Genomic DNA, 15,066 nt, shown 5'->3' on the forward strand with positions numbered 1-15,066 from the left:
AGCCGCGGGGTCAAACGGTCGCCGCGGTCGTCGAGTGCCCGGTACCGGCGTCGGTGGACGTGCCGGCGATGTCGGGCACGCCGCTGGCCGGCTGGTCGAGCTTGAGCACCCGGGTGCCGTGCGCCCACACCTCCTCGAAAAGCTGAGGCTCATCGGACAATTGGACACCCAGCGACGGGATCATGGCCTTGAGCGTGGGCATCCAGCCCTGGTACCTGTCGGCGAAACAGCGCTGCATCACGTCGAGCATGGCCGGCACCGCGGTCGAAGCGCCGGGCGATGCGCCCAGCAGCCCGGCGATGGTGCCGTCGGCGGCGGCCAACACCGTGGTGCCGAACTCGAGCACCCCGCCCTTGCCCTTGGCCTTGCGGATCACCTGCACGCGTTGCCCGGCGATGTCCAGCTCCCAGTCCGAATCCTTTGCCGTGGGTGCGAATTCACGCAAGGACTCGACGCGCGCGGACTCGCTGAGCAGCAGTTGGCCGATGAGGTAGCGCAGCAGACCCATCTCGGTGAGCCCCACCCCCAGCATCGACACCAGGTTGTCGGGCTTGACCGAGAACGGCAGGTCGGTCACCTTGCCCTGCTTGAGGAACTTCGGCGACCAGCCGGCGAACGGGCCGAACAACAACCACGACTTACGGTTGATCACCCGAGTGTCGAGGTGCGGCACCGACATCGGGGGTGCCCCCAGCGGCGGCAAGCCGTACACCTTGGCCTGATGGGCGGCCGTGAGCTCGGGGTTGCCGCTACGCAACCACTGCCCGCCGACGGGGAAGCCGCCGAAACCCTTCGCCTCGTCGATGCCGGCCTTCTGCAACAGCGGCAACGCGCCACCGCCGGCGCCGACGAACACGAACCTGGCGTTGATGGTGCGCTTGCGGCCCGTGCGCCGGTTGACGACCTTGACCGTCCAGCTGCCGTCGGAGTTCTGGCTCAGATTGCGGACCTCGTGGCCGAACAGCGTCGCCATGCCCTGCTTGGCGCAGAAGCCGATGAGCTGACGCGACAGCGACCCGAAATCGACGTCGGTGCCGTCCTGAGTCCAGTTCAGCGCCACCGGTTCGGAGAAGTCGCGGCCCGCCGCCATCAACGGCAGTCGGCGGGCGAACTCGTCGGGACCGTCGATGAACTCCATCGAGCCGAACAGCGGGTTGGTCACCAACGCGTCATAGCGGCGCCGCAGATACCCGACGTTGTCCTCGCCGGCGACGAAGCTCACATGCGGAATGGGGTTGATGAAGCTGCGCACGTCGGGGATCACGCCGTTCTCCACCGCGTAGGCCCAGAATTGTCGCGACACCTGAAACTGCTCGTTGACGTTGACCGCTTTGGCGATGTCGATCGAGCCGTCCGGTCGGGCGGGGGTGTAGTTGAGCTCACACAGTGCCGAGTGGCCGGTACCGGCGTTGTTCCACGCGTCGCTGCTCTCGGCGGCCGCCCCGTCGAGGCGCTCGACCAACGTGATCGACCAGTTGGGTTCGACCAACCGCAGCAACGCGCCGAGGGTCGCGCTCATGATGCCCGCCCCTACCAGCAGGACGTCTGTCTTCTCTGCTTCCGACACCTGTTCGTGGTCCTTCGTGGTTGCGGCCCGTTGCTCACGGCTTACCGGTGTTCAGGTTATCCCGGCGCGCTGGTGGCCAACCTTCCGACCACCCTCCCATTAAGGTGGCTGTCGTGTCTGGTTGGGAGCCCGATGTGCTGACCGGATACTGGCAGCGGACGTTCGCGCTGGGTCCCGATCCGGACGGCGAGGGTGAGCTGGAGGCCACCCTGGTCCGCCGCGGCGCCGCCGATCCGTCGGCACGCCACGCGGTCCTGCTGGTGCACGGGTACACCGACTACTTCTTCCACACCGAGCTGGCTGACCGTTTCGCCGCCCGCGGCTTCGCCTGCTACGCCCTTGACCTGCACAAGTGCGGACGGTCGCACCGTGCCGGGCAGACCCCGCACTTCACCACCGATCTGGCCCGCTACGACGTCGAGCTCGAGCTGGCCGTCGAGGCGATCACCGCGGCGTCAGCGGCCGACATCCTGGTCTGCGGCCACTCGGCCGGGGGTCTGGTGGTGTCGCTGTGGCTGGACCGCGTGCGACGCGCCGGGCGCACCGCCGCACTCGGAGTGTCCGGGCTGGTGCTCAACAGCCCGTTTCTCGATCTGCACGGGCCGGCCGTGCTGCGGTCGGCGCCGACGTCGGCAGCGCTGCGAGCGATGGGCCGGCTGCGGGCCCGGTCGGTGGTGCGTCGCCCCGGCGAGGGCGGGTACGGCACGTCACTTCATCGGGAGTATTCCGGCGAGTTCGACTACGACCTGTCCTGGAAGCCGATCGGCGGCTTTCCCGTCACCTTCGGGTGGTTGGACGCGGTCCGCCGCGCCCAGGCGCGGGTGCACCGCGGGCTCGACGTCGGAGTGCCCAACCTGATCCTGCGCTCGGACCACAGTGTTCGCGAGGTGGCCGACGCGCAAATGCTCCAGCGAGGTGACGCGGTGCTCGATGTCGCCCAGATCGCCCGCTGGGCCGGCTGCATCGGCAACCGCAGCACCGTCGTACCGATCGTCGACGCCAAGCACGACGTGTTTCTGTCGCTGGCCGGACCGCGGGCGGCGGCCTACGCCGAGCTGGATCGCTGGTTGGACTGGTATCTGACCGATCATCTCGGCGAGACGCCGGGCACCACACCATCCGAGAGAAACCAGGGGCATGGCTGACTTCGACATCGCGATCATCGGAACTGGTTCGGGCAACACCCTTCTCGATGACCGGTACGTCGACAAACGGGTGGCGATCTGCGAGAAGGGCACGTTCGGCGGGACCTGCCTGAACGTGGGATGCCTTCCGACGAAGATGTTCGTCTACTCGGCCGGGGTGGCCAGCCAGGTCGCCGACTCGAGCCGCTTCGGCGTCGACGGCGTGCTGGCCGGGGTGCGCTGGCCCGACATCGTCTCGCGGGTGTTCGGCCGTATCGATCCGCTGGCCTCCGGCGGTGAGCACTACCGGCGCTCCTCACCCAACGTCGAGGTTTTCGCCAGCCACACCAAATTCGCAGGGAACGCTGGGGTTTCGGGCTACCGGCTGCGCACCGAGGACGGTGACGAGTTCACCGCCGAGCAGGTGGTGATCGCCACCGGCGCGCGTGCGACGGTGCCGCCGGCGATCGCGGACTGCGGGGTCGCCCATCACACCAGCGACACCATCATGCGGATTTCGGAACTGCCCGAACACATCGTCATCGTCGGCGGCGGCTACGTGGCGGCCGAATTCGCCCACGTGTTCTCGTCGCTGGGCACTCGAGTCACCATCGTCCTGCGCGGCACCACCATGCTCAGCCACACCGACGACACGATCTGTGAGCGGTTCACCGACATCGCCGGCAAGAAGTGGGAGATTCGCAGCAGGCGCAACATCGTCGGCGGTCGCTCGGATGACACCGGGGTGGCACTCGAGCTCGACGACGGGTCAACCCTGCACGCGGACACGCTGCTGGTGGCCACCGGGCGCGTGCCCAACGGCGACCAACTCGACGCCCACCATGCCGGGGTCGCGGTGCAGGACGGTCGGGTCGTCGTCGACGAGTTCCAGCGCACGACAGCCCGCAACGTCTTCGCGCTCGGCGACGTCAGCTCGCCGTTTCAGCTCAAGCATGTCGCCAATCACGAAGCCCGCGTGGTCAAGCACAACCTGCTGCAGGACTGGGACGACACCGACGCGTTGATGCGGGCCAATCACCGGCACGTGCCCTCGGCGGTGTTCACCGAACCGCAGATCGCGTCCGTCGGCCTGACCGAGAACGAAGCCCGCGCAGCCGGTTACCGCATCCGCTCCAAGGTTCAGGACTACAGCGACGTGGGCTACGGCTGGGCGATGGAGGAGACCCACGGCTTCGCGAAGGTGATCGTCGACGACGACTCGGGCCTGCTTCTGGGCGCCCACATCATGGGCCATCAGGCCGCGTCGATCATCCAGCCCATCATCCAGGCGATGGCGTTCGACCTGCCGGCCCAGGACATGGCCCGCGGGCAGTACTGGATCCATCCGGCGCTGCCGGAAGTCATCGAGAATGCGCTGCTGGAACTGTGCGGTGAACCGCCCTGGCCGCCGGCACGGCGGCATTAGGCCGGCGCGCCTCCTAGCGGCGGTGGCGGGATTCAGGCCGCTCGGTCTGCGCGTAGGTAGCCGCGTTTGATCGCAACATCGACGAGAAGCTCGCGCAGTGCGCGGCGACCCCGGTACAGGCGTGACATCACGGTGCCGAGCGGGATGTCGAGAACGAGGGCGATATCTCGGTAGCACAGACCCTCCACGTCGGCGTAGAACACCACCAGGCGTTGGTCCTCACGGAGTCGATCGAGGGCAGCTCGGACCTCCTCGTCGCCCAGCGCTTCGAGCGCGGTCATCTCAGCGGACGGCAGTCCGGTGGACGAGTGACGGGCCTGCCCGGCCAGCTGGATATCCGTGATGTCCTCGGCGAGAACTTCTTTCGGCCGGCACTGCGCTTTGCGGTAGGACGTGATCCAAGTCGTGGTCATGATCCTCAGCAGCCAGGCGCGGACGTTGGTGCCGTCTTCGAACCGGTGGAATCCGCGGTAGGCCTTGACGATGGTCTCCTGCACCAGATCCTCGGCGTCGGCGGCACTGTTGGCATGCCGGCGGGCAGCACGGTAGAGCTGGTCGAGGAGCGGCAGCACGTCACGCTCGAACCGTTCCGGAATATCGTCTTGCGGTGGCGCCATCACTGAACCCTTCACATCGATTCTCCGACTTGGCTTACACGCCATGGACGCTGACCCACACTGGACGATTCGCATAGAACCTTCACCCAATTCGCCGGTGCGAGGGGGCAAGGGTCGAACGCGGTAGGCTGCACACAACGCTGCCGGTGTCGACATCGATGTCGGTACGGCGGTCATGTCTTCAACCTATGGCTGCCGACACTTCCCCGGCACAGTGTTTTCCGGACAATCCCGTGGGGGTTAACCCCGTGGTCGACTCGCAGAACCAATCACACCATCGTGGCGCGACCTCGGGCCGACAGTGACGTCGTTTCACATTCGGCTGCCCACCGTCGCTGCCGACGTCGCGTAACCGACCTGAGCCCGGGCACACCGCAGCCGGCACCGCACATCTGTCTGACTGTTCAGATATTCATATCCGTGTTAATCTGGCCGGGCGAGGTTGGCCGTGAGCGGCGTCGATGCAGCACATCAGCCGCCATGGTCAACCCCCAATTCCCCGGCGCGCTAATGGTGGTGGTGCCGAGCCCCGATCCAGTGCAGCAGGTCATGGACCGTCTCGTCCTCGAGCCGATAGGTCACCGACCGACCCGCGCGGGTGTTGTTGACCCAGCCCTGTTGACGCAGCACGCGCAGCGCCTGGGAGACGGCGTTCTCCGATCGGCCCAGCGCCGCGGCCAGGTCGCTGACACAGATATCCGGAGCGCGGTGCAGACACAGCAGAATCTCCAGGCGGTGCGGGTCGGAAACCAGGTCGAACCGCTGCGCCCAGCCTGATGTGTCGACCTCGGCCAGCGCCGACGCCGCCCGTTCGACAAGCTGCGCATCCTCCATGAGAGTCAATTTAGCCCCCGGCCGGCGTCGGTCGACGCGTCCTCCCGCGTGCGATCAGTCCAGGAAGCCGTGCAGCAGCGCCGCCGTGCCCCACAGGTGCGCGGTCATCGTCTGCGCCGCGGTGTCGGCGTCACCGGCCAGAATCGCCGCCACGATCGCCGCGTGCTGCTCGTCGGAGTGTGCGATGTTGCGGACCAACAGCGGGATGCAGTCCAGCAGTTCGTTGAGGCGCATCCGGTTGTGGGCGATCAGCGGCACCAGTGACGGCAGCCCGGCGGCTTCGGCGATGGCCAGGTGCAGCCGGGAGTCCAGCCTGCGGTAGTCCTCGGGCGCCGCGCCGCGCACATCGGCGAGCCGCCGCCGCAACGCCTGCCGCTCGCCGATGCTCAGCGACCGCGTCGCCGCGGCCCGGACGGCGCCGGTCTCCAGGATCTCGCGCAACCCGAGGACGTCGTCGATCTCGGCGCGGCTGTGCCGCACGCCGTCGCCGCGAGGGGCGGGCAGCACCTCGGCGAGAAAAGTGCCGCCGTAACGGCCCCGCCGCGACACCAGGTACCCGGCCTCGGCCAGGGATTTGATGGCCTCGCGCACGGTGTCACGGCTGACGCCCAGGCGCGCCGCGAGCTCCCGTTCCGGCGGGAGCGCCTCGCCGGGGGCCAGAATTCCGAGCCGGATGGTCTGCAGCAGCCGCTCGACGGTGTCTTCGAACGCGTTGAACGGGCGGTCCGGACGCAGCAAGCCCGCACTGGCATCGGTGAAGTCCGGTGACGCCGACATCGCGCCCTACAGCGGAGTCACGTAGTGGCCGCTGATGCCGCCGTCGACCAGAAACGACGACGCGGTGATGAACGAGGCATCGTCACTGGCCAGAAATGCGACCGCGGCGGCCAGTTCCTCGGGCTCGGCGAACCGGCCGACCGGCACGTGCACCAGACGGCGCGCGGCGCGTTCCGGATCCTTGGCGAACAGCTCCTGCAGCAGCGGGGTGTTGACCGGCCCCGGGCACAGCGCGTTGACCCGGATGCCCTGGCGCGCGTACTGCACGCCGAGTTCGCGCGACATCGCCAGCACGCCGCCCTTGGACGCGGTGTAGGAGATCTGCGAAGTCGCCGAACCCATCACCGCGACGAACGACGCGGTGTTGACGATCGACCCCTTCTGCTGGGGCACCATGTGCCGCAGTGCGGCCTTGCAGCAGAAGAAGACCGACGTGAGGTTGATGTCCTGCACGCGCTGCCAGGCCTCGATGCCGGTGTTCTCGATCAGGTCATCCTCCGGCGGCGCGATACCGGCGTTGTTGAACGCGATGTCGACCGAGCCGTGCGTCTCGGCGGCGGTGTCGAACAGCGCGTCAACAGCCGCCTGGTCGGACACGTCCACCGGGACGAAGGTGCCGTTCAGGTCGTCGGCGACGCTCTTACCGGCGGTCGGGTCGATGTCGCCGATCACGATCGTGGCGCCTTCGGCGTGCATCCGCCGCGCGCTGGCCAGCCCGATCCCGCTGGCACCTCCGGTGATGACGGCGACCTTGCCCGCCAGACGTTGGGTCAGATCCATCACAACTCCTCCGATACGGCGTCCTCGACGGCGAGGAACACGTTCTTGGTCTCGGTGAACGACAGCGGCGCATCCGGTCCCAGTTCACGGCCGAGCCCGGACTGTTTGAAGCCGCCGAACGGCGTGCTGTAGCGCACCGACGAGTGCGAGTTGACCGACAGGTTTCCGGCCTCGACGGCACGCGACACCCGTAGCGCGCGCGACACATTGTCCGTCCAGATCGACCCCGACAGCCCGTAGGCGGTGTCGTTGGCCAGCGCGATCGCGTCGGCCTCGTCGTCGAAGGGCAACACCGCGACGACGGGACCGAAGATCTCTTCGGTGACCGTGCGGTCACCGCGCCCCGGGGTCAGCACGGTCGGCGGAAACCAGAACCCGGGCCCCGAGGGTGCCGCGCCGCGGAAGGCCACCGGCGCGTCATCGGGCACATACGACGACACGGTGTCCCAGTGCTTCTTCGACACCAGCGGACCCATCTCGGTGCCCTCGACCCGCGGGTCACCGACGGCGACCCCCTGCACCGCCGGCTCCAGCAACTCCATGAAACGGTCGAACACGTTGCGCTGCACCAAGATCCTGCTGCGCGCACAGCAGTCCTGGCCGGCGTTGTCGAACACGCCGTACGGCGCGGTGGCCGCAGCGCGCTCGAGGTCACAGTCGTCGAAGATGATGTTGGCACTCTTGCCGCCCAACTCCAGGGTCACCCGCTTGACCTGTCGGGCGGCGCCGGCCATCACGCGGGTACCCACCTCGGTCGACCCGGTGAAGACGATTTTGCGGACGCCGGGGTGGGTCACGAAGCGCTCCCCCACCACCGACCCCCGGCCGGGCAATACCTGGAACAGGCCGGCGGGCAGCCCGGCCTCCGCGGCGAGCTCACCCAGCCGGAGAGTGGTCAGCGGCGTCCACTCGGCGGGTTTGACCAGCACGGCGTTGCCCGCGGCCAGCGCGGGGGCGAACCCCCACGACGCGATCGTCATCGGGAAGTTCCACGGCGTGATCACCCCGACCACGCCCAGCGGCTCGTTGAACGTCACGTTCCAGCCGCCGGCGACCGGAATCTGGCTGCCCGACAACCGTTCCGGGGCGGCGGCGTAGTACTGCAGGACGTCGCGCACATGCCCCGCCTCCCAGCGGGCATTCCCGATCGGATGCCCGGAGTTGGCGACCTCCAGCGCGGCCAGCTCCTCGACATGGGCGTCGACCACCGCGGCGAAGCTGCGCAGCGCCGCGGCCCGCTCGGCAGGGGCCGAACGCGCCCATCGCCGTTGCGCATCGACGGCGCGAGCGACCGCATCGTCGACGGCGGCCTCGTCGCAGAGCTCGACGGTGCGCAGCACTTCCTCGGTCGCGGGGTTGATCACCTCGGTGGTGGTCATGGGCTCACCTTCTGTGTCTTGTGGGCGGCGTATTCCGCGGCGGCACCGACCAGTCCGGCGAACAGTCGCAGGTCGTCGAGGCGCTCCTCGGGATGCCACTGCACGGCCACCACCCAGTGGTCGGGGTAGCGCGCCGGATCGGTCTCGACCGCCTCGATGACTCCATCGGCATCGGCGGCCGACACGATCAGCCCGTCGCCGAGCCGATCGATGGCCTGATGGTGGTAGCACTGCGCATCGGTGTCGGGACCGACCAGCGCGGCGATCCTGGTCCCGGGCACCGTCGAGATCGACGACGTGCTGAACACCGCGTTGCCTTGCTGGTGGCGGGGGTGACCGACCACGTCCGGCAGGTGCTGGTGCAGAGTACCGCCGAGAGCGACGTTGAGCACCTGCGCGCCGCGGCAGATTCCCAGCACCGGCATCCGGCGGCGCAATGCGGCCCGCACCAAAGCGAACTCGAACGCGTCCCGGGTCTGGCTGTCGGGCACCGGCTCGTCGGTCGCGGCATGGCGCCCGACGCCGTAGGTCGCCGGGTCGACATCACGACCGCCGGTGATCACCAGCGCGTCGAGGCCGCCGAGAAGGTGATCGGCGATGATGTCATCGACAGGCTGGGGCGGCAGCAGCACCGCCGTACCGCCGGCCAGCCCGACCCCCTCGAAGTAGATCGCGGGCAGGAAGCTGGCCCGCACGTCCCACACGCCGGTCTGCGCCTGCTGCAGGTAGGTGGTCATCCCGATCACCGGGCGCACGCCGGGGTCAAAGGCGCTCAAAACCGCGGATCCTCTCCCAGTCGGTGACGGCGGAGTTGAAGGCCCTGAGTTCCACGCGTGCGTTGTTGACGTAGTGGTCGACGACGTCGTCGCCAAACGCCGCACGAGCGACGGTCGAGTTCTCGAACAGCTCGACGGCCTCGCTGAGCGTGGTGGGCAATCGGTCGGCGCCGCTGGTATAGGCGTTGCCGTCCACGGGGTCGCCCAGCTCCAACTCGTTTTCGATGCCGTACAGGCCGCCGGCGATCAGCGCCGACACCGCCAGGTACTGATTGACGTCGCCGCCGGGGGCGCGGTTCTCCATGCGCATGCCGGGCCCGTGCCCGACCACCCGCAACGCGCACGTGCGGTTGTCCAGACCCCACGCCACCGCGGTCGGCGCGAAGCTGCCTTCGGCGAATCGCTTGTAGGAGTTGATGTTCGGCGCGTAGAACAGCGTGAAGTCGCGCAACGTGGCCAGTTGGCCGGCGATGAAACTGCGGAACATCGGCGACATCCCGAGGTCGTCGCGGTCGTCGGCGAACACCGGGGCGCCGTCGGTCCCGCGGAACGAGATGTGGATATGGCAGCTGTTGCCTTCGCTCTCGTCGAATTTCGCCATGAACGTCAGGCTCTTGCCGTGCTGGTCGGCGATCTCCTTGGCGCCGTTCTTGTAGATCGTGTGGTTGTCGCAGGTGACCAGCGCGTGGTCGTAGCGGAACCCGATCTCCTGCTGGCCCAGGTTGCATTCGCCCTTGACGCCCTCGCAGAACATGCCCGCGCCGTCCATCCCGAGGCGAATGTCGCGCAGCAGCGGCTCCATCCGGGTCGACGCGTGCACGGCGTAGTCGATGTTGTAGTCGGTGGCGGGTTTGAGGTTTCGGTAGCCCGCCGCCCAGGCCTCCCGGAAACCGGTGTCGAAGACCATGAATTCCAGTTCGGTGGCGGCGACCGCATCGAGGTCGCGCTCGGCGAGCCGGTCGAGTTGTGCGCGCAGGATGCTGCGCGGCGCCTGGGTCACGGTACGACCGTCGGTCCAGGACAGGTCGGCCAGGACCAATGCCGCGCCCGGCAGCCACGGCAACCGCCGCAACGTGGACAGGTCGGGTGTCATCACCATGTCGCCGTAGCCGGTCTCCCAACTCGAGATCGCGTATCCGTCGACGGTGTTCATGTCGACGTCGACCGCCAGCAGGTAGTTACAGCATTCGGCGCCGTGGTCGACGACGTCCTCGACGAACAGCCGGGCCGAGATGCGCTTGCCGGTCAAACGCCCCTGCATGTCGCAGAACCCGACGATCACCGTGTCGATCTCGCCGGCGGTGACCAGTTCCTCGAGCTCGGTCCGGGACAGCAACCCTCGTGCGCCTGCGCTCATCACTACCTGCCTCGTATCTGGTGGAGGATCACGAGCAGGGGGCTGCTCTCGGACCACGAGCAGCCCGCTGCTCGGACCCACCAGGTTGCCACGCGCAAAGGTCGGGCGCCAGACCAATAGACGAATGTGCGCCGAAGGGGCGACGGTGTGACGCGAATCTCGATCTTGATGATCAGGGCCGTGTTTGGCCCGTTGAAGCCGGGGTAAATAACCCGAGCGCCGCGGGCTGCGCCCCGGCTACGGTGTGGTCAGCGAATGTCGTCTCAGAGTAGGGTCGAACAGGTGTGTGGAGCCACCGGCGAGGTACGCCTTGACGGACGAACGCCCGATATCACCGCCGTCACGCAGATGGCCGAGGTCATGGCCCCGCGGGGGCCGGACGCCGCAGGAGCGTGGTCGCAGGGCCGGGTGGCGCTGGGTCACCGGCGGCTCAAGATCATCGACCTCAGCGAGGCCGGCGCCCAGCCGATGGTCGATTCCGATCTCGGCCTGGCCGTGGCCTGGAACGGCTGCATCTACAACTATGAGGAGCTGCGCGACCAGCTCAGTGCGCACGGCTACCGATTCTTCTCCCACAGCGACACCGAGGTGTTGCTCAAGGGCTACCACCACTGGGGCGACCGGTTCGTCGACCACCTCAAGGGGATGTTCGCGTTCGCCATCGTCGAGCGCGACAGCGGGCGGGTGCTGCTGGGCCGCGACCGGCTCGGTATCAAACCCCTCTACGTCAGCGAGAACGCCAACCGAGTCCGGTTCGCGTCGTCGCTGCCCGCGCTGCTCGCCGGCGGCGACATCGACACCCGCATCGATCCCGTCGCGCTGCACCACTATCTGACCTTCCACTCGGTGGTCCCGCCGCCGCGCACGATCCTGCGCGGGGTCAGCAAGGTGCCGCCGGCCACACTGATCGCGATCGAACCCGACGGCAGCCGCACCACCACCACGTACTGGGAGCCCGACTTCAGCCGCCGCGCCGACCGCGCCGACTGGTCCGAACAGGACTGGCAGGACGCGGTGCTGGAGTCCCTGCGGTCGGCCGTCAAGCGGCGGCTGGTCGCCGACGTGCCCGTCGGGTGCCTGCTGTCCGGCGGCGTGGACTCCAGCCTGATCGTCGGACTGCTCGCCGAAGCCGGCCAGGTCGGTCTGAAAACGTTCTCGATCGGGTTCGAGTCGGTCGGCGGCGTGCAGGGCGATGAGTTCAAGTACTCCGACATCGTCGCCGAGCGTTTCGGTACCGACCATCATCAGATCCGCATCGGCACCGACCGGATGCTGCCGGCCCTCGACGGTGCGATCGGCGCGATGAGCGAGCCGATGGTCAGCCACGACTGCGTGGCGTTCTACCTCCTCTCCGAAGAGGTGGCCAAGCACGTCAAGGTGGTCCAGTCGGGCCAGGGCGCCGACGAGGTGTTCGCCGGCTACCACTGGTATCCCCCGATGGGCGAGCCCGCGGCCGCATCGCTGGAGGGGTCGGTCGCCAGCTACCGCGCCGCGTTCTTCGACCGCGATCACGCCGGATACACGTCGCTGGTTTCGCCGGCCTTCGCGACGGACGGGGATCCCAGCGAACTGTTCGTCACCGAGCACTTCGCCCGGGCCGGAGCGCAGACGGGCGTCGACCGTGCGTTGCGGCTGGACACGATGGTCATGCTGGTCGACGACCCCGTCAAACGCGTCGACAACATGACGATGGCCTGGGGCCTCGAGGGCCGGGTGCCCTTCCTCGACCACGATCTCGTCGAGCTCGCCGCCACCTGTCCACCGGAGCTCAAGACCGCCTACGAGGGCAAAGGCGTACTCAAACAGGCTGCGCGACAGGTGATCCCGTCAGAGGTCATCGACCGGCCCAAGGGTTACTTCCCGGTTCCGGCGCTGACCCACCTGGAAGGGCCGTACCTGGACCTGGTCCGCGACGCGCTGTACGCGCCGGCGGCCAAGGAGCGCGGCCTGTTCCGCCCAGAGGCCGTGGACCGACTGCTGGCCGATCCCAACGGGCGGCTGACACCGTTGCGGGGCAACGAGCTGTGGCAGCTAGCCCTGCTGGAAATGTGGTTGCAGCGGCACGGCATCAGCGGACCGGCAGCATGACCGATCCCGCCGCCGAGCCCAGCGAGGCCATCACCCTGGCCCTGCACGACGCGTCACCACCGGACCTCGTCGACGCGATGGCCGACGACGTGGTTCTCGAACTCGGTTGGGGCCGTTTGCTGTTCGGTCAGACCTTCGCCGATCCGGAGCGCCTGGCCAGCGTGCTGCGCGGGGAGGCCCAAGGCCGCCGCGACATCTGCATCTACGCGCGCGAACCGCACGTGCTGGTGTCCAAGGCGCCGGCCGAGCTGTTCATCGACCCCAGCCACACCTACCGGTTGCGCTTCGCCGACGTCGAGGACAGGAGTCCTCAGCTCAACGGATTCACCGTGCGCACCCTGCACAGCCGCGCCGACGCCGACGAGATCAACCGCGTGTACGTGCGGTGCGGCATGGTGCCGGCGCCCACCGAGGTGATCTGGGACAACCACCGCAACCAGCCCTCGGTCGACTACCTCGTCGCGGTCACCGAGGACGGGACGGTGATCGGCACGGTGACCGGCGTCGACCACACGTCGCTGTTCCAAGATCCGGAGAACGGTTCGAGCCTGTGGACGCTGGCCGTGGACCCGACGGCGGCGTTGCCGGGTGTGGGAGCGGCGCTGACACGCGCGCTGGCGTCGCTGTACCGGAAGCGCGGACGCGCCTATATGGACCTGTCGGTCACCCACGACAACGCCGCGGCGATCGCGCTCTACGAGAAGCTCGGTTTCATCCGCGTGCCCGTGATGGCGGTCAAGCGCAAGAACGCCATCAACGAGCCGCTGTTCACCCATCCCCCGGAGACCGTCGACGACCTCAACCCCTACGCGCGCATCATCGCCGACGAGGCCATGCGCCGTGGTATCTGGGTGGAGGTGCTCGACGCCGAGGCCGGGGAGATGCGCCTGTCCCACGGCGGCCGCAGCGTGATCACGCGGGAGTCGTTGTCGGAGTACACCTCTGCCGTCGCGATGAGCAGGTGTGACGACAAGCGACTGACCCGCCGCATCGTCTCCGACGCCGGCATCGTGGTGCCCAGGGGCCGGCTCGCGACGTTCGACCAGGCCGACCACGACTTCCTCGAAGAGGTCGGCGACGTCGTCGTCAAACCCACCCGCGGCGAGCAGGGCAAAGGCATCACGGTGGGAGTGGACGGTCCCGACGAACTCGACGCGGCGCTGGCCCGTGCCCGGGAGCAACACCCCGAGGTCCTCATCGAACAGCGCGCTCCCGGCGACGATCTGCGGCTGGTGGTGATCGACGGCAAGGTCGTCGCCGCCGCGCTGCGGATGCCCGCCGAAGTGGTCGGCACCGGCCGCCACACCATCGCCGAGCTCATCGAGGCCCAGAGCCGGCGCCGTGCCGCGGCGACCGGTGGCGAGTCCCGGATCCCGATGGACGCGGTGACCGAGAACACGGTCAAGGAGGGGGGCTACTCACTCGACGACGTGCTGCCCGAGGGAACGCGCCTGCGCGTGCGCCGGACCGCGAACCTGCACCAGGGCGGCACCATCCACGACGTCACCGCCAGCGTGCACCCCGAGTTGTGCCGCGTGGGCGTGTCCGCGGCCCAGGCCATCGGGATTCCGGTGACCGGCATCGACCTGCTGGTGCCCGACGTGACCAAACCCGAATACGTGTTCATCGAAGCCAACGAGCGGCCCGGGCTGGCCAACCACGAGCCGCAGCCCACCGCGGCGGCATTCGTCGACTTCCTGTTCCCCAATCAGCCCGGGCTGCCGCAGGCATGGACCCCCGACGAGGCGCCCCCCCGATAAGTTCACCAGGTACTGGTGCGGAGCACGATCTCGGCGGCCAACTGCGCCGTGGAATCCGCGGCCTGGCGGCGGCCCAGCAGGTCGACCACCCGGTACTCGCCGTAGACGAAGCGTTGACTGGCGCGCGCCACCGCGCGTGCGGCGCTGTTGCTGACCAGCGCGGTGGTGTTCAGCTCGACCGGTGGGCAGTGCTCGTCGCGTACCGCGCCGGTGTGGTCGGCCACCCGCGGGTGGCCGCGATCGACGACCACCAGGCCGATGAACCGGTCCAGCCGCGTCGCCGCCAGCTCCCAGGCCAACTCGCCGCCCGAACGGTCTCCCACCAACAGCGCCCACGGCACATCCAGCGCGTCGAGAATGCCGACCACCGACTTGGCGGTCAACCGCGGATCGGGCCCGACCACCACGGTTTTCAGCGATGCGGTGTGCAACCGCTGGCACACCGGCTCGTAGGCCGCCGGCGCCTTCTGCGCCGCGCCGAGCATCACCACCACCGAGCCCTTCTCCGGTCCGGCGACCTCGACGGGTACGCCGAAGCCATCGACGGTGACCAAGGGAGAGGGCATTGCGTCACGCTACCG

Annotated in this window: 13 protein-coding genes; 4 read left to right on the forward strand and 9 right to left on the reverse strand. The window is 68.4% G+C overall.

Annotated features, from left to right (window positions below; translation table 11 throughout):
• Positions 1-10: 10 nt before the first annotated feature.
• Entirely contained in the window at positions 11-1,567 is a 1,557-nt protein-coding gene (gene mqo / locus G6N31_RS11015) for a malate dehydrogenase (quinone) (protein ID WP_098001975.1), read from the reverse strand.
• A gap of 113 nt (positions 1,568-1,680) precedes the next feature.
• On the opposite strand from mqo, the gene G6N31_RS11020 reads away from it, so the two are divergent.
• Positions 1,681-2,712, forward strand: coding sequence for an alpha/beta hydrolase (locus tag G6N31_RS11020; RefSeq protein WP_098001976.1), 1,032 nt, complete (start codon positions 1,681-1,683; stop codon positions 2,710-2,712).
• A complete protein-coding gene (gene mtr, locus G6N31_RS11025; protein ID WP_098001977.1) occupies positions 2,705-4,117 on the forward strand; it encodes a mycothione reductase in 1,413 nt (470 codons plus the stop codon). Before G6N31_RS11020 ends, mtr begins: the two co-directional genes overlap by 8 nt.
• Positions 4,118-4,149: 32 nt before the next feature.
• Here the strand turns inward: mtr and G6N31_RS11030 are convergent, their stop codons facing one another.
• The 7 genes from G6N31_RS11030 to G6N31_RS11060 all read right to left on the reverse strand — a co-directional run bounded on the left by G6N31_RS11030 (position 4,150) and on the right by G6N31_RS11060 (position 10,637).
• Entirely contained in the window at positions 4,150-4,734 is a 585-nt protein-coding gene (locus G6N31_RS11030) for a sigma-70 family RNA polymerase sigma factor (protein WP_098001978.1), read from the reverse strand.
• A gap of 507 nt (positions 4,735-5,241) precedes the next feature.
• On the reverse strand, positions 5,242-5,568 hold the full coding sequence (locus G6N31_RS11035) for an ArsR/SmtB family transcription factor (RefSeq protein WP_098001979.1): 327 nt from the start codon (positions 5,566-5,568) through the stop codon (positions 5,242-5,244).
• Positions 5,569-5,622: 54 nt separating this feature from the next.
• A complete protein-coding gene (locus G6N31_RS11040) occupies positions 5,623-6,345 on the reverse strand; it encodes a FadR/GntR family transcriptional regulator (protein ID WP_098001980.1) in 723 nt (240 codons plus the stop codon).
• Between the two features lie 6 nt (positions 6,346-6,351).
• A complete protein-coding gene (locus tag G6N31_RS11045) occupies positions 6,352-7,128 on the reverse strand; it encodes a 3-oxoacyl-ACP reductase (protein ID WP_179964290.1) in 777 nt (258 codons plus the stop codon).
• On the reverse strand, positions 7,125-8,504 hold the full coding sequence (locus G6N31_RS11050) for an aldehyde dehydrogenase family protein (protein ID WP_098001982.1): 1,380 nt from the start codon (positions 8,502-8,504) through the stop codon (positions 7,125-7,127). The genes G6N31_RS11045 and G6N31_RS11050 overlap by 4 nt, the downstream gene beginning before the upstream one ends.
• Positions 8,501-9,241 (reverse strand): gamma-glutamyl-gamma-aminobutyrate hydrolase family protein, encoded by a 741-nt coding sequence (locus G6N31_RS11055; RefSeq protein WP_098002056.1) that lies wholly within the window; start codon positions 9,239-9,241, stop codon positions 8,501-8,503. The genes G6N31_RS11050 and G6N31_RS11055 overlap by 4 nt, the downstream gene beginning before the upstream one ends.
• A 25-nt stretch (positions 9,242-9,266) precedes the next feature.
• A complete protein-coding gene (locus G6N31_RS11060) occupies positions 9,267-10,637 on the reverse strand; it encodes a glutamine synthetase family protein (RefSeq protein WP_098001983.1) in 1,371 nt (456 codons plus the stop codon).
• A 282-nt stretch (positions 10,638-10,919) separates the two neighbouring features.
• On the opposite strand from G6N31_RS11060, the gene G6N31_RS11065 reads away from it, so the two are divergent.
• Positions 10,920-12,725, forward strand: a complete 1,806-nt coding sequence (locus tag G6N31_RS11065) for an N-acetylglutaminylglutamine amidotransferase (protein ID WP_098001984.1) — start codon at positions 10,920-10,922, stop codon at positions 12,723-12,725.
• Positions 12,722-14,485, forward strand: a complete 1,764-nt coding sequence (ngg, locus tag G6N31_RS11070) for an N-acetylglutaminylglutamine synthetase (protein ID WP_098001985.1) — start codon at positions 12,722-12,724, stop codon at positions 14,483-14,485. The genes G6N31_RS11065 and ngg overlap by 4 nt, the downstream gene beginning before the upstream one ends.
• A 2-nt stretch (positions 14,486-14,487) precedes the next feature.
• Here the strand turns inward: ngg and G6N31_RS11075 are convergent, their stop codons facing one another.
• Positions 14,488-15,051, reverse strand: a complete 564-nt coding sequence (locus tag G6N31_RS11075) for an alpha/beta fold hydrolase (RefSeq protein ID WP_098001986.1) — start codon at positions 15,049-15,051, stop codon at positions 14,488-14,490.
• Positions 15,052-15,066: the final 15 nt, after the last annotated feature.

The sequence above is a fragment of the Mycolicibacterium duvalii genome, assembly GCF_010726645.1.
Lineage (GTDB): Bacteria > Actinomycetota > Actinomycetes > Mycobacteriales > Mycobacteriaceae > Mycobacterium > Mycobacterium duvalii.